Origin of the sequence: Alkalimonas sp. NCh-2, assembly GCF_039631345.1 — a bacterium.
Classification (GTDB): domain Bacteria; phylum Pseudomonadota; class Gammaproteobacteria; order Enterobacterales; family Alteromonadaceae; genus Alkalimonas; species Alkalimonas mucilaginosa.
The window spans coordinates 107,399-127,855 of record NZ_JBDIUV010000007.1 but is presented as its reverse complement, the minus strand read 5'-3'; the positions used below and the strand labels follow the sequence as shown (position 1 = coordinate 127,855).

The window sequence follows — 20,457 nt, the reverse complement described above, 5'->3', positions numbered from 1 at the left end:
TGCCGGGTCTGAAGCGGAGGTTACCAATGGCACTTGCAACGGCCAGCCTGCTGGCCCTGACGGGCTGCAGCCAGCAACAATCCAGTAGCGATGTTAGTGCTGTGCCAACAGGCGATGTGTCCATCTGGCCGGTCATAAAAAGTCCAGTCACCCAGGATCCCGCCATGGAGCAAGCCATTGATGCGCTGTTGGCACAAATGACCCTGCCGCAAAAAATTGCCCAAATGATCCAACCGGAAATACGCGATATCACCGTTGAAGACATGCGCCATTATGGCTTTGGCTCCTTTTTAAATGGTGGTGGCGCCTTTCCCAACGACAATAAATACGCGACCCCGGAAGACTGGATAGCCCTGGCTGAAGCCATGTACCAGGCTTCCATAGACGACTCCATCAATGGCATTCGCATCCCCACTATGTGGGGCACCGACGCCGTGCATGGCCACAACAATGTGATTGGCGCCACTATTTTCCCGCACAACATCGGCCTTGGTGCGGCCAACAACCCAGCCTTGATTGAACGTATTGCCGAAGTCACGGCCCGCGAAGTCATGGCCACCGGCATCGACTGGGTGTTTGCACCAACGGTCGCAGTAGCACGGGATCCACGCTGGGGCCGCACCTATGAAAGCTACTCGGAAGATCCGGAGATTGTCCGCAGCTATTCAGCGGCCATTGTTACAGGTTTGCAAGGCGCGGCTGATGCGGACTTTCTTGGCGATCGGCGGGTGATCAGCACCGTCAAACACTTTGTTGGTGACGGTGGTACCACCAACGGCATTGACCAGGGTGATGCCGAAATATCTGAGCGGGAGCTGTTCGAGATCCATGCGCAAGGCTATGTCGGCGGTTTATCGGCCGGTGCCCAGACTGTGATGGCGACCTTTAACAGCTGGAATGGTAAAAAAATTCACGGCGATCATTACCTGCTAACGCAGGTGTTAAAAGATCGCATGGGCTTTGATGGTCTGGTAGTGGGTGACTGGAACGGCCATGGCCAAATTCCGGGCTGTAGCAACGCAGACTGTCCGCAAGCCGCATTAGCAGGCCTTGACATCTACATGGTACCAACCGATGCCTGGAAACCGCTGTACTACAACCTGATCGAGCAAGTGGAAAACGGCGTGATCCCAATGAGCAGGATTGACGATGCAGTGCGGCGAATTTTGCGGGTGAAAAAGCGCGCAGGACTGTTTGACAAGCCAAGCCCGGCCCAACGGCCTCTGGCTGGACGGCTGGAACTGATCGGCGCAGCAGAGCACCGGGAAGTAGCACGTGAGGCCGTACGCCAGTCGCTGGTGCTGTTGAAAAACCACCATCAGCTGTTGCCATTAGATCCACGCCAGCATCTGCTGGTAACCGGCCCTGGCGCCGATAATATTGGCCAGCAATCCGGTGGCTGGAGCATCAGTTGGCAAGGCACCGGCAATACCAATGCAGATTTCCCGGGCGGCACCTCCATTTATGGCGGTATTGCCCGTCAGGTGGCAGCAGCCGGTGGCTCCGTCGAGCTAAGCCTTGATGGCAGTTATCAACAACGACCCGATGTTGCCATTGTAGTCTTTGGGGAAGAGCCTTACGCCGAAGGCAATGGTGATATCGATAACCTGGAGTATCAGCGTGGCAATAAAACCGATTTGGCCCTGTTGCAGCAGCTACAGGCAGAAGGCATTCCGGTGGTGTCGCTCTTTATCAGTGGTAGACCCATGTGGGTTAACCCGGAGCTGAATGCGTCCGATGCCTTTGTCGCCATCTGGCTGCCTGGCAGCGAAGGCGAAGGGGTAGCAGACGTGATTCTGCAGGATGCTCATGGCGCTGTGCAGCACGACTTTCATGGTCGTTTGACCTTCTCCTGGCCAGCCACGCCGCAGCAAGCCGTCGTCAATCGCTTTGATGCTGATTACCAGCCGCTACTACCATATGGCTTCGGCCTGCGCTACGGCGATGCCGACGTACTCAGCGATAATCTGCCGGTTGACATTGTGCAGGATGAAGCTCTAAGCGATCTGGTGGTGTTTGAGCGGGCCCCGCGCAGCCCATGGCAACTCTTTATTCACAGCGGTGAGCAGAGTGCTGCGGTGACCAGCAGTGTACAGGAACTCCCAGGCCTATCCAGCCGCACCTTTGACCGACAGGTGCAAGAAGATGCCCGCCGCTTTGTGTTTGCCGGTGGCCAGATGGCGCGTTTTAGCTTTATCAGTGCCTTCCCACGTGATTTACGCGGCTATGGCGAGACCAATAGCCAACTGGTGGTTGAATTAAAACGTCAGGGAGCAGTGCCGGATGAGGTCTGGCTAGGCATGCACTGCAACACCGACTGCCAGGGCGCCGTCAATATTGCCAAAGCGCTGAATGCGGTTGCAGAAGGCGAATGGACTCAACTGGCAATACCACTGCAATGCCTGCAACAGCAGGGCCTCACCTTGCAGCAAGTATTTTCTGCGATGTATCTGGAAACCAAGGGTGCCTTAACGCTCAGTCTGGCTGATGTGCGGATTGTCGCTCAGCAACTAACAGCGGATTACATGAGTTGCCCGTGAAGTGCCGTTGCTCATGCAGACATTGATTTTTCTGCATGAGCACTGCTTGTAAACTTATACTTTCCCACCGCCAATGCAGGCAATGAGCAAACGATTAAAAATCGTCGTCTTCCTCCAGCTCGTAGCCATCTTCATCTTCAAAGTAGGTACCCCAGCCATCGTATTCAATACCATGCTCTGCGGCTACTTTCTCCAGCCGAAGCGCATCGGCAGTAATAGCATCGGCGTCCAGTGATTGCTCACGAATCGCATCAAACACCCAGGCGAGGCTACCATCATCCAGTTCAATTTCTTCAGCATCGGTCACTTCAAACCCTAATTTAAACACCTCTACCGCCAATTGTTCCAATTTCTTAAAGTCGGCGTGATAAAAATGGTGTTCAATGGTGTAAAGTGCATCCGGATCGCTGCCATCTTCCAGCAATGCAGCAATGGTTTCTTCGGTAAATTCTTGCCAGTTTTCCATAAAGTTAATTCCGCGCAGTGAGACTTTGGGCAGTGTAGTCGCTGCTCAGCTCGCTATCAAGCTCGGCCAGCTTGTCAGCCATAATTTGATGTACTTGCTTAGTCAGCGTACGAATGTTTGTGCTTTCTGTCACAGCAACAGGTTCCAGCATGGCGATAATCACTTTACCATTACGCCAACGATTTAACTTAATATGCGCGGTAGAGCTCATGCAGATTGGAACTACCGGCACTCCAGCTTGCTGAGCAATATGAAAAGCACCCGTTTTAAAAGGCAACAGGCCACGACCATAACTGCGGGTGCCTTCCGGAAACATCCAGACCGACAGCTGCTCATTGCGAATACGATCAACGGCCCCCTGCATGGTCCCAACCGCCCGGCTACGGTTGTCTCTATCCAGCAAAATATTACCGCTTAACCAGTACAGCTGACCAAAAAAGGGGATCAGTCGCAGGCTTTTTTTCCCAATAGTGACCGTACGATGCAGTAATGCCTTAGGCATCAGAAACAGATCGTAATTGTTTTGGTGGTTAGCAGTGTACACACATGGATGCGCTTCAGGCACTGCCGGATGACGCCTGACCTCTACTTCAACACCGAAAATGCGACCACACCAGGCGTACCAACGACCAAATAACACTACATTATTGGCATGAAAAGGTCTGAAAATACAGACCACCAAACCAACCACTGTGCTCACAACAATAAACACCAATACCAGCAGTAAACGCACAACAGCTATCACAAGCAAATCCCTAGTTCATCATAAGAGGCACAGTATAGCCGCTTGCCTGTCACAGGCTGGTTTGATCACTGCCGGCCGCTGCGCCCTGCAGTTGCTCCATCTGCTCGATACGCTGCAAACCACGAGGCAACTTATTCCCCCGCCGCCCACGTTCACCGCGGTAGTGCTCCAGATCAGCTGCTTTTAAACTCAGTTTGCGCTTACCGGCGGTTAGCACCACACCACCATCGACCGGGATCACCGTCATCAAGCGCACGTACTCTTCCCGGCTGGCTACTTTAGCGGTCGGAATTGAGAGCATTTTGTTGCCTTTGCCTTTACTGAGCTGCGGTAAATCCTGCACCGGGAATACCAACATACGCCCTTCAGTGGACACACAGACCACCAGGTCCGATTCCGGCTGTCGAATCGGCACCGGCGGCAACACCCGGCTACCGGTCGGCAGGCTTAGCAGTGCCTTGCCAGATTTGTTACGGGTAAGCATGTCATCAAAGCGGCCGACAAAACCATAGCCGGCATCGGAGGCAAACAACAGCAACTGCTCATCTTTGGCCATAAATACATGCTCGAAGGCCTCGCCGGCTACCAGGTTGAAGCGACCAGATAAGGGCTCTCCCTGGCCGCGGGCTGATGGCAGCTCATGCGCTTCTACCGAGAAGCTACGGCCAGAGCTGTCTAAAAAGGCGGCATGCTGGTTGCTCTTGCCGCTAGCGGCCGATTTAAAGGCATCACCGGCCTTATAACTAAGCGTAGTACCATCCACATCATGGCCTTTGGCACAGCGTACCCAGCCTTTCTCCGACAATACAACCGTGACCGGCTCACTGGGTAACAGTTCTTTTTCTGACAGTGCCTTTGCTTCTGCTCTGGCTACAATAGGGCTGCGCCTGTCATCACCATACTTTTCGGCAGCTTCTAAGATTTCCGTCCGGATCAGTTTCGTTAATTTAGCATTCGAACCCAAAATGCCTTGCAGTTTGTCGCGCTCTTTAGCCAGCTCATCCTGCTCGCCGCGGATTTTCATTTCTTCCAGCCGGGCTAAATGCCGTAACTTTAACTCGAGCACGGCCTCTGCCTGACGATCCGACAAGCCAAAGCGTTCCATCAGCACTGGTTTAGGTTTATCGTGCTCACGGATAATGGCTATCACTTCATCGATGTTCAAAAAGGCAATCAACAAACCTTCCAGCACATGCAGCCGATCCAGCACTTTATCCAGCCGGTACTGCAAACGACGACGCACTACATCACGGCGAAACAGCAGCCAGTCACTTAAGATAGCTTTTAAATCCCGCACGCCTGGACGGTTATCCAGCCCCAGCATATTCAGATTGACCCGGTAGCTTTTCTCCAGATCGGTGGTGGCAAACAGGTGCTGCATCAGTTGCTCTATATCCACTCGGTTAGAGCGTGGTATCACCACAATGCGGGTCGGGTTTTCGTGATCAGATTCATCACGTAGATCGGTCACCATTGGCAGTTTTTTTGCCTGCATCTGGGCAGCAATTTGCTCCAGTATTTTGGCGCCAGACGTCTGATGCGGCAGTGCGGTAATCACCACATCGCCATCCTCCAGTACATAACGGGCGCGCATGCGGATGCTACCACGGCCACTTTGGTACATCGCAACAATATCGTCTTTGCTGCTGATGATTTCGGCATCGGTTGGATAGTCCGGTCCTTGTATATGCTGCATGAGATCGGCAATGGAGCTATCCGGTTTATCCAGTAACAAAGCACAGGCATGAGCAACTTCCCGCGCATTGTGCGGCGGAATATCGGTGGCCATCCCCACCGCAATGCCGGTAATGCCATTCAATAAGATGTGCGGTAGGCGGGCCGGCAACACCTTCGGCTCGTCCAGAGTGCCATCAAAGTTGGGTGTCCAGTCGACTGTGCCAGCCCCAAGCTCCGATAACAGCACCTCGCTAAAGCGTGACAAACGCGACTCGGTATAACGCATGGCCGCAAAAGACTTAGGATCATCCGGTGCTCCCCAGTTGCCCTGACCATCCACCAACGGATAGCGGTACGAAAACGGCTGCGCCATCAACACCATGGCTTCGTAGCAAGCCGAATCACCGTGTGGATGGAATTTACCCAGCACATCCCCCACCGTTCGGGCGGACTTTTTGTACTTGGCAATATGGCTCAAGCCAAGCTCTGACATGGCATAGACGATACGACGCTGTACTGGTTTTAAACCATCACCAATGTGTGGCAATGCACGATCCATAATGACGTACATGGAATAATTGAGATAAGCATCTTCCGTAAAGCGTCGCAGCGACAGCTGCTCTACGCCATCTGCAGAAATGATGGTGTCGGTCATAGCGACTTCGTTTCCTCTTGATGGTGTGACTGCAAAGTTTCGGCGCTATGACGCAACTTGCGCTGCCATAGCAAAAGGATCATCAGGACCAAACTGGTGATGGCAAAAACGGCTGTCCATAACCATTGAATAAGGCGTTTACGTTCTGCTTCCTGCAACCGAAGTGCCTGCAGCTCATTATCTTTTAACAGCAAGGCACGCTCAGACTGTTCGCGTTCATACTCAAAGTTCAGCCGCAAACTATTGAGTGCAGCCTGGCTTTCCTGCGTGAAACGTTCACGAAATAAAGACAAGAAATCCTGTAACAACGCATAGGCCTGCTCGTATTGCCCCAGGCTGGCCCGAACTTCCGCCTGCATAAATTGAATATTCAGTAACATGACAGCACTTTCTACATGATCCAACTCCTGCAATAACTGCTCTGACAACAGCAGTTGCTGCAACGCTTGCGAATACTGCTCTAGACCACTGTAAATAGTGGCTTTTTCATAAAAATGCATAACGTGCCGCATCGGCGATTGCAGCTGCTGCATAAATTCTTCAGCTTTTTGGATGTAGGTTAATGCGGAATTAAAACGACCGGTTTCATAGCTGGTTATAGCCAAACCAAGATACGCATAATACAGATTGAGCTGATCGTCGTATTGCTGGCTAACGGTCAGTATCCGCTGGTAGGTGCTAAAAGCTTGTTCGTACTGCTCTAAAGCGCTGTATGTTTGGGCTAGATTGTAGAGCACAGCAATCTTACTGGTACGCCAGCCCATAGCTTTAAACATGCCATAAGCTTGCTCCAAAAAGGCCACCGCTTCATCTTCAAAAACAGTGGCGTACAGCAGCCCTAATTCAGCATGAATTTCAGCCTCAATTTCTGGATCATCCAACTCAGAGCTTTGCTGGTAGACCTGTTGCAACAAGGATAAAGCTTCCTGATAATGATCCTGGGCGCGTAAAATGGCAGCCTGATTCATAAGGCCTTTGAAACGCAGGGATACAAGTCCCAGCTGTTCAGCCAGTTGTGTTCCCTGTTGGTAATATTGCTGAGCCTGCAGGTAATTGTCTTGTATTTCGGTGGCAAAACCAAGATTAAACATCAACTGTATGCGCACGGCATCAATGCGATCATCCAGTGCCAGCCCCTTACGAGCATAGTTCAGCTGCTGCTGATGCTCCCCAAGCATGCCATAAATGCTGGCAAACTGAAGATAAGCACTGCGCTGGATTTGCAACGGTAACGTCGGGATCTGATCTTCATGCTGCTGCAGCAACACAAGCATGGTTTCGGGCTGAATTCGTTTTTGCTCAATAACCTGCTGCAACCAGGCCGGAGCTCCCAAAGGCACAGCCTGGCTAGCCTGAAGCGACAGACTCCACAAACCCATACTGATCAACAGAAACAGCTGCCTTATGTCTTTCATCGCAACCCTGGCTGATAATTAACATTTTTGGCAGTATACCTCTATCATTGCATCAAGCAAAGAGAAGCGAATCAGGGCCAGCATTAACGAGGTGTCAGCGCCAGCCTGTCAATATTTATGGCATCTCGGTAAATGGTGCTTCCGGGTCTTCATCCACTGTGAATTGCTGCAGCCTTTCACAACGTCTGGTAATGCAATTATATGTGCAGCCATTCGATAGATAGCGAGCACCACCACCAGCACCAACCTGGGCGGTAAGCTCTTGTGGCAATCCCTTGTCTTCCTGCGATAAGTTAACCAAACGGGTCTTCTTTAAGGTTAGTTTCATGTGCATTTCCCTTGAATGAGTGTAAAAAGAACTCAGCACAGCCAACCTAGCACAGGTTGCAACCCGGTGCAAATAAGCAGCCTATAAGCAAACAGTCAAACTCGCAACTTACAGATAAAGCACTGTTATATCAAGCAATAATGGCTTTATCACCCTTTTGCTCCAACCATTGCCGGCGATCCGTAGAGCGTTTTTTGGCCAGCAACATATCCATCAGTTCCATGGTTTGCAACTGATCGTCAATGGTAAGCTGCACCAGCCGACGAGTATTTGGGTCCATGGTGGTTTCGCGCAACTGCAATGGGTTCATTTCCCCCAGCCCCTTAAAGCGCTGTACATTGACCTTGCCTTTTTTCTTTTCGGCTTCAATGCGGTCCAGGATGCCATTTTTTTCATCTTCATCCAGTGCATAATACACATCCTTACCAATATCAATCCGATACAATGGCGGCATAGCAACATAAACATGGCCAGCTTCCACCAGAGCGGGAAAATGGCGCATAAAAAGCGCACACAGCAAGGTAGCAATGTGCAGACCATCGGAGTCCGCATCGGCCAGAATGCAGATTTTACCGTAGCGCAGTGCCGATAAATCAGTGGAGTCCGGATCCATCCCAATGGCCACTGAAATATCATGCACTTCCTGTGAAGCCAGAATTTGGCCGGATTCAACTTCCCAGGTATTCAGAATTTTACCACGCAGCGGCATTACTGCCTGAAACTCTCGATCGCGGGCCTGTTTGGCCGAGCCGCCGGCCGAGTCCCCTTCTACCAGAAACAGCTCGGCCCGCTGCAGATCCTGCGCCGAACAATCCGCCAGCTTGCCAGGCAAAGCCGGGCCGGAGGTCACCTTTTTGCGCACCACTTTCTTTGCAGCCTTCAGCCGCTTTTGTGCATTGCTAATGCAAAGCTCAGCCAGAGCTTCAGCAATCTCAGTGTGCTCATTTAGCCACAGACTGAACGCATCTTTAACGATGCCAGAGACAAAAGCGGATGCCTGGCGTGATGACAACCGCTCTTTGGTCTGGCCGGCAAACTGCGGATCCTGCATTTTCAGCGACAGAATATAGCTGCAGCGATCCCAGACATCTTCCGGTGACAACTTAATACCGCGAGGCAGCAGGTTACGAAACTCACAAAAATCACGCAGCGCTTCCAGCACCCCTTGCCGCAGGCCATTCACATGGGTCCCCCCCTGAGCGGTTGGAATCAGGTTGACGTAACTTTCGGTCACCAGCTCGCCACCTTCAGGCAACCAAAGCATGGCCCACTCGACAGCTTCCTGCGTGCTGTTGAAATTGCCGACAAAAGGCTGCTCCGGCAAAGCAACAAAGTCTTTCACTGCTTCGGCCAGATAATCACGAATACCGTCCTGATAACACCAGCTGTGACTTTGGTTGTTGACCTTATCGTCAAACTCAATGCTAAGGCCAGGACAAAGGACAGCTTTGGCTTTTAACACATGCAGTAAACGGGGTACAGAAAACCTGGCCGAGTCAAAATAACCGGCGTTGGGCCAAAAGTGGACCCGGGTGCCGGTATTGCGCTTTCCTACGGTACCTGTGACTGTTAACTCCCTGGTTTTAGCGCCTTCTGCAAACGCCATCTCATAAACCTGCCCATCGCGCCGCACAGTGACATCCACCCGGCTGGATAAAGCATTGACCACCGAGATCCCAACGCCATGTAAGCCACCGGAAAACTGATAATTTTTATTGGAAAATTTGCCACCGGCATGCAACCGGCAAAAAATCAGTTCTACGCCAGACACCCCTTCTTCGGGATGAATATCTACCGGCATCCCCCGACCATTATCCACCACTTCCAAAGACTGGTCTGGATGCAAGATCACCTTGATTTGGCTGGCATGTCCAGCCAGGGCTTCATCAACACTGTTATCAATAACTTCCTGTGCCAGATGGTTGGGCCTGGAGGTATCGGTATACATGCCTGGACGGCGTTGCACGGGTTCCAGCCCGGTAAGGACTTCAATCGAATCGGCGTTATAACTTTGAACTGTCATGGTTGAAACATTACCTGTTCTGTACAAAATTCATCGGTTTGCAAACAAAAGCGCACTATAGCGGGCAATTGCTGCAGATAGTTCTGATAACTGTGGTCACCACCTTGTTGCACATCCAACTGGCAGTGCTGGTAAAAATGCACCGCCTGGCGGTAATCCAACACTTCATCGCCACTTTGCAGTAGTACCAGATAATTTGACGGCTTGGCAAGCTCTGGCGGCTCCAGTTGTTGCAGCAGCTCGATTGCCTGCTCCGATACTTCGTAATGGCATTGACGTACCGGATGGTAGTAGCGGCCTAAATGGTGACGCAGCAATCGGTATGGCGCTACCGCCGGGTTGATTAAACAGGCACGACAATCATGCTGTTCAGCCAGCCAGGTGGCCAAAAAACCACCTAAGGAACTGCCAATCACAGCAGTTGGAACCCGCCCGGCGAGCACCTGGCTGACTTCCGCTAAGGCTTCAAGCGGCGTGTAGGGTAAATCCGGCACCAACAACTCAATCTCAGGGTGATGCTGCTGAAAATAAGCCCGCGTTTGCAACGCTTTGTGCGACTGCGAAGAGCTGGCAAAGCCATGCAGGTAGAGTACCAAACTCATGACATGATCCTTTTAAAATCGAGTTGAATGGTGCCGTCCTGATGAAAATACCATTCACACCATTGCGGCCCCTGCATGTCTGTCTGCCAATCGGCCGTTTGTTGAAACTGCACGGAGGTAGCCGGGCAGCCTACCAACTCAATCCCATGCCGACGACGACGGTAGGCATGATGACAATGGCCATGGGCCAGACCGCGTACTTGCGGATATTGCTGCAACAACTGCCAAAAAGGTGCCGCATCCTGCCAGCCATGGCGATCAATTGAACTGCCTATCGGCCAGGGATGGTGATGGGCAAATAGCCAGCAAGGTGCCGGGTGTGTATCAAGCTGGGCGGCCAGTTCAACCCGGCGTTCACGCGGAAAATAGCCTGCCGGGGTGGGACCGGTACTATCCAGCAGCACCAGCTGCCAGCCTGCTGCGTACAAACTTTTATGGGGTAAAAAAGGTGGTGCAGCCAGCAATTCACCGAGCGGCTGACCATCATCATGATTGCCGGGTAACCAGAACACAGGCACCGGTACCTGCTGAAACAAAGTATTCAGCAGTTGATAGGATGCCAGACTGTGATCCTGGCTTAGATCACCGGTTAACAGCACAGCATCCGGCCAGTTATCTGCCAGTTGGCGCAGCACAGCTGCCAGTTGTTGATAAGGCTGCACTCCCTGGTAGAGTGCATCGCTCCGGGCCAACAAATGGCAATCGGTCAATTGCACCAGCCTGAACCTGGTCTGCTGCGGAAAATGGTAACTCAGCATGGGGCTCCTGGTATCAACCTGGTACCGGCTCAGGACGATATCCCTGCTGACGACATAGCCGCAACCAGTCATTCAGCAAACGATTGACCTGGCGTTTTTCATCCGGTTGCAACATCTCGCTATTCGGGTAGTCGTACACGGCTTTGAAACCACGTCGGCCATGGCAGCTGATGACTTCAGCCAGCCGGGCATCGTGGTATAAGCGCACATCAAAAGCAGGCTGCAGTGCCGGCCAGGCAGGATCACTCAATGGTACAATACGCAGCACAGTGGTGAAGGGACAAACCTCCAGTACTTCTAACCGGAAATAACTGGCATCATCCATGCCTATCACCTGACGTTCACCAACCGCCAGCTTGGCAGGCAGCAAAGGATTCAGCTGTGCAAAGTTGCGTTCGCACAAGCTAAGAAAATCTGGCAGTTTTGGCCGGTACTTTGGCTTCGCTGTCATGGTTACTCCGAACTGCCCTGGCTATCAGCAAACAGCTGCTCATAATGCAATGCCAGCCACTGCAATGCAATCACAGTTGCTGCATTATCTATCAGGCCTTCATCAAGCCATTGCAAGGCCTGCATACGTGGTACCAGATGCACCCGAATATCTTCGTGCTCGTGAGCCAGGCCAAACACACCTTCCTGCGGTAAAGTGTCCAGTGTAGCAAAATACAGTTGGATACGCTCGGTTGTCCCTCCAGGGCTGGATAAATAACTCAGCATCGGGGTCAGTTCGCTCAGAATAAGCCCAGCTTCTTCCTTGCTTTCCCGTATCGCTACTTCAGCCATGCTTTCCCCTGGCGCTACCATACCGGCAATAATCTCCAGCAACCAGGGACCAGCAGCACGCCTCAGCGCACCAATGCGAAATTGCTCTACCAGCACCAGTTGATCGCTGGCTGGATGATAAGGCAATACTGCAGCAGCATGCCCCCGCTCAAAGAGCTCGCGCTGCATCCAGTCGCTCCAGCCACCAGCAAACAACTTATGCCGTACCTGATAGCGTTCAAGTTTAAAGAAACCCTGAAAAACCGTGGTTTTATCGTTTATCTCTACATCTTTTGCTAAAAATGATGGATAATTTATCGCCTTGAATTTTGACATCAGCGTACTCACATTCTGTTACATTTGAAGGGATAACTTTACGGTTTTAAGTTTCACTGTAAAACTGGAACAGGTTATCATTTATCCAATTTGATTCACTCAGGATCCCCTGCTCATGCATAAAAAATTAGTCGCTACCCTGTTGTGCTCGTCTTTTGGCGTATTTAGTCTGCCAGCCCTTGCTGACAATCTGCAAAGCGTTTATCAATTGGCTACGCAAAAAGATCCTGTTATTCAGCGGGCGGCTGCCAGTCGTGATGCTGCCGTAGCCCGTATTGATATCAGTAAAGCTAGTTTACTGCCCAGCATTGGCTTTAGTACTGGCTTAACCCGGGCTGATCAGCGTGACTGGACCTTTGGTGACGACAGAACCACCCTCAGTGGTCGTATTCAATTGGACCAAAGCATATATGACCGGCGCAACTGGCAAAACCTGGATATTGCCGAAAAGCAGGCATTACAAGCCCAGACATCTTACAACAGTGCAGCTCAAGCCTTGATCGTACGGGTTACCGATGCTTACTTCAATGTGTTAAAAGCCAAAGATGACTTAACCTTTATTCAAGCCGAAAAACGCTCCATTGAGCGTCAGTTGGAACAAACCAAGCAGCGCTTTGCCGTCGGTTTAACCGCGATTACCGATGTGCATGAAGCTCAGGCCCAGTTTGATAATGCGGTAGCGCGGGAAATTGCCACCGAAAACAGCCTGGAGATTGCCCTGGAGCAACTGCGTGAAATCACCGGCCGTTACCACAGCGAGCTGGCCGGTTTGAATACGGATTTGTTCAGCACAGCACCGCTTAACCCAACCGAACCGCAACAGTGGTTAAACATTGCAGAAGAAAACAACTTCGAACTGCAGGCTCAGCGTATTGGGCTTGAAATCGCCCGTATCGAAATTGATCGGGCCCGTGCCGGCCACCTGCCGACCGTTGGGCTGGAAGCGAGTATTGGCAGCAGCAAAGCAAGGGGTTACGATCAGAACTTTATAGAGCGAGGTACAGGTCCGCGTCAGGATAATAGCTCCATTGGTATTACTGTCAGAGTACCTATCTACAGTGGTGGTGCAACTAACGCCGGCGTCAACGTGGCCCAGGCTAACTTCGTTGAAACCAGTGAGCTGGTGGAGCAAACCTATCGCAGCACCGTGCGGCAGGTGCGTAGCTCCTTTAACAATGTGCGGGCCCTGACCTCGTCCATCCGGGCGCTGGAGCAAGCGGTGGTCTCTGCAGAAAGTGCGTTAAAGGCTACAGAAGCGGGTTTTGAAGTCGGTACCCGCACCATCGTTGATGTGCTGGTCAGTACCCGTAACCTGTTTGATGCCCGGCGCAATTTGTCGCGTGCCCGTTACGATTACATCTTGTCGGTGCTGGATTTGAAGCTGGCAGCCGGTAATCTGACCGAGCAAGACCTGGCCGATATTAACCGTGCTCTGACGTTGTAATTCATACCAACCTTCTGGCCCTAAGAACGCAGCATTTGCTGCGTTCTTCGTTTTCTGCCCCTAACCTTTTGTCTGAACATTATTTTCCGCTACAATAGCCCCCTTTCTGGCAAACTGAGGGTTTGGGGTGGTTAAAGCACCGCAATTTCAAGGGTCTTTTCTGCATCCACGCTACTGGGGTATTTGGCTGGGCTGCGCTCTGTTGTGGCTGATTAGCTGGCTGCCGTATTCAGTATTGATGAAGCTTGGCGATGGTATCGGCCTGCTGCTGTTAAAACTGCTGAAGTCACGTGCCAAAGTAGCCAGACGCAATCTTGAACTGTGCTTTCCGGAACAAACCGCTGCTGAGCGGCAAGCCTTGCTGCGTGCTAATTTTAAGGAAAGCGGCCGGGCGCTGTTTGATACCATCATCGGCTGGTGGTGGCCAGCCTGGCGTTTAAAGCGGTTTGGCGCCTTAAAAGGCTTTGAACACGTTCAGGCAGCCCGTAATGCCGGCAAAGGAGTGCTGCTGCTGGCTTCGCATATGCTGCACTTAGAAGCGGCAGGCCGTATTTTCGGCTTTACCCTGCCAAGCGTCGGCTTTTATCGACCCAACAACAATCCCTTGATGGACTGGTTGCAGTACCGTGGTCGCATTAAAGCGAATAAATACATGATTGGTAAGCGTGAAGTCAAAGCCCTGCTGCAGGCTCTGGATGATGGCGAAGTCTGCTTTTACTTACCAGATCAGGATTATGGTCGGAAAACTGCCGAATTTGTGCCGTTTTTCGCGGTCGAACAAACAGCCACTACTACCGGCACCCTGCTGTTTGCCAGCAATGCCAACTGTCAGGTCATACCGGTGTACACCCGGCGGTTACCGGGTAATCAGGGCTACGAAATAGAATGTCTGCCAGCCTTGGACAATTTCCCATCTGGCGACAACGCTGCTGATGTGCGCCGAATCAATGCCTGGGTAGAGCAGGCGGTACTGCGTGCACCGCAGCAGTACATGTGGTTGCACCGACGTTTTAAAACCCGTCCCAATCCGAACGATCCGGGATTATACTAAAACAATGCCTTTGCAAGGCGAAGCACAAAAGGTGAGTGGTATGTGGTTCTGGATCCGAAGTCTTATTATCACAGTGCTGTTATCCGGATTGGTGTATTTGCTGCTGTTCCGGCCCGACTTTTTTAGCCTGGATCGTGAACAAAGCAATAGGGCAGCCGAGGGTCTGAGCAGTTTTTACGAACGCATCCGTGGCACCATTGCCGATATACAGCTCAGTGACTTTGTCATCAGCCTACCCGATACCAGCCACCGCTTAACGCAACAGCTGCAGCAACGGGCTTTGCAGGTATCGCCTTTGACTGAGCAGTGGCAAGGCCGGGAAACCGACCGTCGCTTTCGCGAAGGCGATACCGTTAAAACAAAATTGGAAGAATATGTGCAAGCAGAAGGGCTGGTACTGTACTGGACACTGCCGCGGGATTATGTGGTTAAACAATACTTTCAAACCAATGGCAGCATGACCGCAGCCATAACGGAAGTCACCGCAGCCATTCAGCCAGATTTTCCGAGCCCTCTACTCAGTTATCTTTGCCATAAAGAACGCGCATTGGTCATTACCGATCAACCCAATACTTACGTGCAGCAAAACTGCCAGCCTTTAAGCCGGCATTAATCCTTAAACAGCTTGTGCCAGACGGCCTGTACTGCAGCTTTTGCCTCCTCCAGCCCGGAGAGCTCCGGCGGCAGTACTGGCTGCAATGTCAGGCGATGCTGCACCGCCCGCATGAGCTGGTAGGCCTGCTGCAAGGCTTCCACTTCGGCCAGGGTTAAAAGTCCTACCTTGCCCGCAGCCTCCAGAATACGAATATTGTCGCTGTACTGGAAGAGCCCAGGGTGTTTGCAGGCATGTGCCAGCACCAGATACTGGCTGATAAACTCCAGATCTATCAAACCACCATTGGCGTGTTTCAGTTGCTCGTTATCACTGCCGTGATGCTGACGCAACTTGTCGCGCATGCCGAGCACATCCTGTTGCAGACTGGCCATTGCGCGCTCTTTGCTTAAAATATCAGCCCGGATCTGTGCAAACTGCCCGGCAATCAAGGCATCCCCATAAACCAGACGGGCTCTGACCAGCGCCTGATGCTCCCAGGTCCAGGCTTCGGTCGCCAGATAATCACGGTACGTATGGACATGAATGGCCAAAAGCCCGGAGTTACCGGATGGTCGTAAGCGGGTATCTACCTCGTACAGCACACCACTGGCCGTACGGGTGGTGCATAAATGCAGAATACGCTGCACCAGCTTCAGATAAAACTGCCGCGAGTCGATGGCCTTCTCACCTGAGGTGGGCGCCAGGCTATCGCAATTGTGCACAAACACCAGATCCAGATCAGAGCCATAGCCAAGCTCCAGCCCCCCCATCTTGCCATAAGCCAGCACCGCAAAGCCTTTGTCGCTCCCCATTGCCAAACCCGCCGGATAGCCATAACGCGCGACCATTTGCTGCCAGGCCAGCTCCACCACTTGCTCCATCATGGCTTCAGCCAGCCAGGTCAGGTGATCGCTGACTTGCATCAATGGCAAAGCCCCGCTGATATCGGCTGCAGCAATCCGCAGTTGCTGCGCCTGCTTGTGCTGACGCAGGCTTTCCATCAGTAGCTCCAGGTCCTCCTCCGGCACACGCAGCAGCCGTTGTCGTACCCTGTCCTGATAATCTGCTTTGGTCTGCACCTGATACAGCTGAGCCGGATCGATCAGTTCATCCAGCAAAATCGGGTAACGAGCCAGTTGCTCGGTCAGCCACTGACTTTGGCTACACAAGGTCACCAGTTGTTGCAAGGCTGGAGGATTTTCGAACAAAAGTTCCAGATAAGCGGTACGGGTCATCACACTGCGAAACACCAGCAGTACCCGCTCCAGCACTGAGACGCCCGCCTGATTAGAAGCCAGCAAATGCAGCACTTGCGGAATAAGACGAGCCAAATAATCACGGCCTCTGGGGCCTACGGCGCGACGCTGAGACTCCTGCCGGAAATCCAGCACCTGAGCCACCAGCTTACCGGCCTGTTCGGCACTTAGCCAATCCACTTGTTCGGCCAACTCCGACGCACTTTGCCCGCTGTCCCATAACAGCCTGCCCACCAGTAATTCATCCGGTTCAGCGGCCTCTTCCGGTTCGATGACCTGCAAAAACTCCTGGTGAATACGGGCCATGGCATCACTAATTTGTTGCTGCAGCTTTGGCCAGTCGTCTAGCTGCAACATGGCCAGCAGGCAGGCTTGTTGCTCCGCCTGATCTGGCAAGGTCTGGGTTTGCTGGTCGTCCATCCCCTGCAGCAACTGTTCGATCCGACGTAAAAGCAGATAATCATTGGTCAGTTGCTGTTGCTGGTCTTGCTGCAATAAACCGTGCGCAGTCAGTTGTGGCAGCGCCTGCAAAATAGAGGGCGTTTGTAATTGTGGGATGCGACCACCACGGATCAGCTGCAGCGTCTGCACAATAAATTCTACTTCCCGGATACCGCCAGCACCCAGCTTGATGTTATCGCTGCGATTACGACGTCGGTTTTCCTGTTCAATCAACTGCTTCATGCGGCGCAGCGATTCAATGGCGGAAAAATCAATGTAACGCCTGTAAACAAAAGGGCGCAGCAATTGCTTAAGCTCAGTGCTGTGCTGGCCATCCGGATTCATCACCCTGGCTTTGAGCATGGCGTACCGTTCCCAGTCCCGTCCTTGCTCCTGATAATAATCTTCCATCGCAGCAAAGCTCAGCACCAGGGGCCCACTGTCGCCAAAAGGCCGTAACCGCATATCGACCCGATAAGCAAAACCATCGGCAGTAACCTGGTGTAAGGCTGCGATCACCTTCTGGCCGAGCCTCAGAAAAAACTGATGATGCTCGACACTGCGGCGCCCCCCCTGGGTTTCACCATTATGGGGATAGGTAAAAATCAGATCGATGTCGGAGGAAAAGTTGAGCTCACCACCACCCAGCTTGCCCATCCCTAAAATGAGCAAGGGCATCGGTTGACCATTGTCCGTCAAAGGCGTGCCCCACTGGGGGGTTAACTGTTGATAGGCCCAGTGATAGGCACTGTTGATACAACGCTCCGCCAGTGCCGATACTTCTCGCAATGCCTGGGCGATGGGCTTTAACTGCACTAAATCAGCCGCCAGCAGCAGAGCCAGGCTACGATGCCGAAACAGGCGAATAGCCTTAAATACACGGGCTTCATCCTGCTCCACCAGGCCGGCCAGCGGATCGGTCAGATCAAGCGGCGCGGCCAGTACAGCATCATCCAGCAGTAACGGCATTAGCTCCGGTTGCTGCTGCAGGCAACGGCCTAAAAAAGCACTACAGCGGCACAACCAAGCCAGGCGCTGTTGCTGTGGCTCCGTCAGTTCGGTAAAACCTGGAAGGTGCTGGCAGAGTGCCAGCGCTTTGTCATGTGCATTCATCAATGATGTGATAGCTCAGCGTTCAGGAAATACTCAGTCAGTGCCAACAGCAATAAATTGTAGTCGGAGCCAAAAAACAGCTGTTGATCAGCTTTACTTTGTGCAGCCTTAGCGGAGAGCTGAGTACAAATTGGCTGCCAGCGCTGCATGGCAGGGACAGTTTTCAACCACTGGGCGATTCGGTTCAGTGCCAACGAGACTGTTAACATGGCATCGGGGCTCTGCTCCTGCATATAGCAAGCTTCGTTGTGTTGCAGCAGACGGAGTAACAGTGCCGGACCAGCCTCTGTCGGCAATGCCTTGACTTGCAGTGGTTTTGAGCCTGTCAGGCGGTAGCCACGTTCAGCTTTGGACTGCACCCCCAACCGCAGAGGTAAAGCTGTCACCAGTTGTCGGGCCAGTACAAATAGCTGACTGACATCACCGGTTTTTAGTTCCAGTTCCAACTCACAGATCGGCTGCTGGCTATCGGCAGTCACAATGTGCCCTTCATCCTGCACCAGCTCAATTTGTGTGTGCTGTGCCAGAGTTAGCAACCAGGGTTGACGACAGAAGTCGGTCCTGAACAGTTCAGTCAATTGTTGCTGCAAAACCTGCACATCGGTGTGTTCTGGCCAAATAACCGCAGGAAAAGCTGCCAATTGAGGTATCAGTTGCTTGGCTTGCACATTGTATTCCTGGCGGGCATGCAAAGCACCATGCTGTTTCCCTGCCAACTTAATGGTATGCTCGATGTTACCGTCTTGCTGGCGACTGCGTAATCCCATGCCATGCTGCTGAAACCAGTATTCAGGCGTGTCGTAATAGCCATTCAGCAGATGCATCGGCTCAGCACTTTGGAGCTGCTGCACCATAGGTTTAAGTAGGGCTTCCAACTCCTTGGCAGCCACCGATTGCAGCAAAAACTTCAGTTCAATTTCCATCGCCATCGCATTTTCCCGCCAGTTGTTGTTTCGATACCTTAAAATAACTCGTCAGCCCCAACAAGACTTTTCCTGTCGGACTTGTCAATTCAAGCACAACTCCCTATCATCCTGATACGAACTCTGTAAAACCAAATGATTACCGTCACAGGATGGCCCATGTTCAGAACCTCCGCTTTCGTATGTACTCTTCTGTTTAGTGTAGCTTTGTTTTTCCCATCGCACAGCTACAGCAACACCGCAGAACCTGCTTTTATCAGTGATGCCTTGTTTGTTTACATTCATTCCGGCCCAAGCAACCAATACCGCATTATCGGCACCGTTAATGCAGGAGATGCCGTCCAGCTGTTGGACAGAGATGCCGACTCAGGTTATGTACAGATCCAGTTTGAAGGCAATCGCCGCGGCTGGTTACCCGGCCAGTATGTGTCAACCACACCAGGCATGGCAGTGCAGCTGCAGCAACTGAATGAACAATTGGCGGAACAACAATCGGAACTCAGTCAGTTGCAGCAGCAAAACCAGCAGCTGAGTCGCGATCTGTCGGCACGTAACGAGGAATACAACCGGATGCGTGATCAGCTTCAGGTGGCCAATACCGCCTATGAACAGCTAAAAGTGCAGTTTGATGCCGAGCACAGCTCGGTCTGGCAAAACCCCAAAGTGCTGGGGGCAGCCATTCTGGGCTTTGGTTTGCTGTTGGGTCTGATCCTGCCACTGCTGATACCACGACGGAAGAACAAGGAGCGCTGGTAAAGCTTGTCAGGCCTGTCTTAGCGAGTTTCCTCCCAGCATCGCCTGGTTGTGATGGAAACAAAAGACAGGCCAGTTTACAACTGCTCGTTGGCTTTCAGCGGCAACCCTTCGTCTTTTTTTACCTGCTCAATCACTACATAGGTATGGTTTTTAATGACGCCAGGTAAATCCACAATTTCGGCCAGAATAATGCGATAGGCATCCATATTCGGTAGCCGTAGTTTCAGCAAATAGTCAAAGCCACCGGCTACCATATGGCACTCCACCACATGGGGGATCTTTAACACATCCTCTTTGAAACGATCAAACACATCACTGGTGGTATTATCCAGCGTGATTTGAATAAAAACTGTGGTACCAAAGCCAAGCCGGCTGGCATTGAGCTGGGCCCCATAACGCTCTATATAACCTTCCTGCTCCAGACGCTTTACCCGGTCAATACACGGGCTGGCACTTAAATTCACCCGCCGTGCCAGTTCTACATTGGAAATGCGCCCTTCCCGCTGCAGCGTTTCCAGGATATTCATATCAATACGATCAAGAGGCCGGACTTTCACCATGGCAGGGCTCA

General features: G+C 52.1%; 18 protein-coding genes. 5 read left to right on the top strand and 13 right to left on the bottom strand.

What is annotated here, in order from left to right:
• The first annotated feature begins 26 nt into the window (after nucleotides 1–26).
• Nucleotides 27–2,540, top strand: coding sequence for an exo 1,3/1,4-beta-D-glucan glucohydrolase (locus ABC502_RS16365; RefSeq protein ID WP_345916659.1), 2,514 nt, complete (start codon nucleotides 27–29; stop codon nucleotides 2,538–2,540).
• Between the two features lie 94 nt (nucleotides 2,541–2,634).
• On the opposite strand, the gene rraB is transcribed toward ABC502_RS16365, so the two are convergent.
• The 10 genes from rraB to nudF all read right to left on the bottom strand — a co-directional run bounded on the left by rraB (nucleotide 2,635) and on the right by nudF (nucleotide 12,307).
• Nucleotides 2,635–3,006, bottom strand: coding sequence for a ribonuclease E inhibitor RraB (gene rraB, locus ABC502_RS16360; protein WP_330087538.1), 372 nt, complete (start codon nucleotides 3,004–3,006; stop codon nucleotides 2,635–2,637).
• A 4-nt stretch (nucleotides 3,007–3,010) separates the two neighbouring features.
• A complete protein-coding gene (locus ABC502_RS16355; protein WP_330087537.1) occupies nucleotides 3,011–3,751 on the bottom strand; it encodes a 1-acylglycerol-3-phosphate O-acyltransferase in 741 nt (246 codons plus the stop codon).
• Between the two features lie 49 nt (nucleotides 3,752–3,800).
• Nucleotides 3,801–6,083, bottom strand: a complete 2,283-nt coding sequence (parC, locus tag ABC502_RS16350) for a DNA topoisomerase IV subunit A (RefSeq protein WP_345916658.1) — start codon at nucleotides 6,081–6,083, stop codon at nucleotides 3,801–3,803.
• A complete protein-coding gene (locus ABC502_RS16345) occupies nucleotides 6,080–7,498 on the bottom strand; it encodes a tetratricopeptide repeat protein (RefSeq protein ID WP_345916657.1) in 1,419 nt (472 codons plus the stop codon). Before ABC502_RS16345 ends, parC begins: the two co-directional genes overlap by 4 nt.
• Nucleotides 7,499–7,613: 115 nt before the next feature.
• Complete coding sequence (locus tag ABC502_RS16340) at nucleotides 7,614–7,826, bottom strand: hypothetical protein (RefSeq protein WP_330087534.1); 213 nt, start codon at nucleotides 7,824–7,826, stop codon at nucleotides 7,614–7,616.
• Between the two features lie 130 nt (nucleotides 7,827–7,956).
• The gene (parE, locus tag ABC502_RS16335) at nucleotides 7,957–9,849 is read right to left on the bottom strand and encodes a DNA topoisomerase IV subunit B (protein ID WP_330087533.1); all 1,893 of its coding nucleotides are present in this window, start codon (nucleotides 9,847–9,849) and stop codon (nucleotides 7,957–7,959) included.
• Nucleotides 9,846–10,451, bottom strand: a complete 606-nt coding sequence (locus tag ABC502_RS16330) for a YqiA/YcfP family alpha/beta fold hydrolase (RefSeq protein ID WP_345916656.1) — start codon at nucleotides 10,449–10,451, stop codon at nucleotides 9,846–9,848. Before ABC502_RS16330 ends, parE begins: the two co-directional genes overlap by 4 nt.
• Entirely contained in the window at nucleotides 10,448–11,209 is a 762-nt protein-coding gene (locus ABC502_RS16325) for a metallophosphoesterase (RefSeq protein WP_345916655.1), read from the bottom strand. The genes ABC502_RS16330 and ABC502_RS16325 overlap by 4 nt, the downstream gene beginning before the upstream one ends.
• A 13-nt stretch (nucleotides 11,210–11,222) precedes the next feature.
• Nucleotides 11,223–11,660 carry a DUF1249 domain-containing protein gene (locus ABC502_RS16320; RefSeq protein ID WP_345916654.1) on the bottom strand — a complete coding sequence of 146 codons (438 nt, stop codon included), beginning with the start codon at nucleotides 11,658–11,660 and terminating at the stop codon, nucleotides 11,223–11,225.
• Nucleotides 11,661–11,662: 2 nt separating this feature from the next.
• Nucleotides 11,663–12,307, bottom strand: a complete 645-nt coding sequence (nudF, locus tag ABC502_RS16315; RefSeq protein WP_345916653.1) for an ADP-ribose diphosphatase — start codon at nucleotides 12,305–12,307, stop codon at nucleotides 11,663–11,665.
• 115 nt (nucleotides 12,308–12,422) lie between these two features.
• On the opposite strand from nudF, the gene tolC reads away from it, so the two are divergent.
• The 3 genes from tolC to ABC502_RS16300 all read left to right on the top strand — a co-directional run bounded on the left by tolC (nucleotide 12,423) and on the right by ABC502_RS16300 (nucleotide 15,415).
• The gene (tolC, locus tag ABC502_RS16310) at nucleotides 12,423–13,751 is read left to right on the top strand and encodes an outer membrane channel protein TolC (RefSeq protein WP_330087528.1); all 1,329 of its coding nucleotides are present in this window, start codon (nucleotides 12,423–12,425) and stop codon (nucleotides 13,749–13,751) included.
• 127 nt (nucleotides 13,752–13,878) lie between these two features.
• The gene (lpxL, locus tag ABC502_RS16305) at nucleotides 13,879–14,802 is read left to right on the top strand and encodes an LpxL/LpxP family Kdo(2)-lipid IV(A) lauroyl/palmitoleoyl acyltransferase (protein WP_330087527.1); all 924 of its coding nucleotides are present in this window, start codon (nucleotides 13,879–13,881) and stop codon (nucleotides 14,800–14,802) included.
• A gap of 40 nt (nucleotides 14,803–14,842) precedes the next feature.
• Entirely contained in the window at nucleotides 14,843–15,415 is a 573-nt protein-coding gene (locus ABC502_RS16300; RefSeq protein WP_330087526.1) for a TcpQ domain-containing protein, read from the top strand.
• Here ABC502_RS16300 and glnE read toward each other — a convergent pair.
• Entirely contained in the window at nucleotides 15,412–18,207 is a 2,796-nt protein-coding gene (gene glnE / locus ABC502_RS16295) for a bifunctional [glutamate--ammonia ligase]-adenylyl-L-tyrosine phosphorylase/[glutamate--ammonia-ligase] adenylyltransferase (protein WP_345916652.1), read from the bottom strand. The genes ABC502_RS16300 and glnE overlap by 4 nt on opposite strands.
• Nucleotides 18,207–19,136, bottom strand: a complete 930-nt coding sequence (locus tag ABC502_RS16290) for a CYTH domain-containing protein (protein WP_330087524.1) — start codon at nucleotides 19,134–19,136, stop codon at nucleotides 18,207–18,209. Before ABC502_RS16290 ends, glnE begins: the two co-directional genes overlap by 1 nt.
• A gap of 153 nt (nucleotides 19,137–19,289) precedes the next feature.
• Between ABC502_RS16290 and ABC502_RS16285 the strand changes: the two genes are divergently transcribed.
• Nucleotides 19,290–19,886: a TIGR04211 family SH3 domain-containing protein gene (locus tag ABC502_RS16285; RefSeq protein WP_330087523.1), complete on the top strand. Its 597-nt coding sequence runs from the start codon at nucleotides 19,290–19,292 to the stop codon at nucleotides 19,884–19,886.
• Nucleotides 19,887–19,960: 74 nt separating this feature from the next.
• Here ABC502_RS16285 and ABC502_RS16280 read toward each other — a convergent pair whose 3' ends face one another.
• The gene (locus ABC502_RS16280; protein WP_330087522.1) at nucleotides 19,961–20,446 is read right to left on the bottom strand and encodes a winged helix-turn-helix transcriptional regulator; all 486 of its coding nucleotides are present in this window, start codon (nucleotides 20,444–20,446) and stop codon (nucleotides 19,961–19,963) included.
• Between the last annotated feature and the right edge of the window lie 11 nt (nucleotides 20,447–20,457).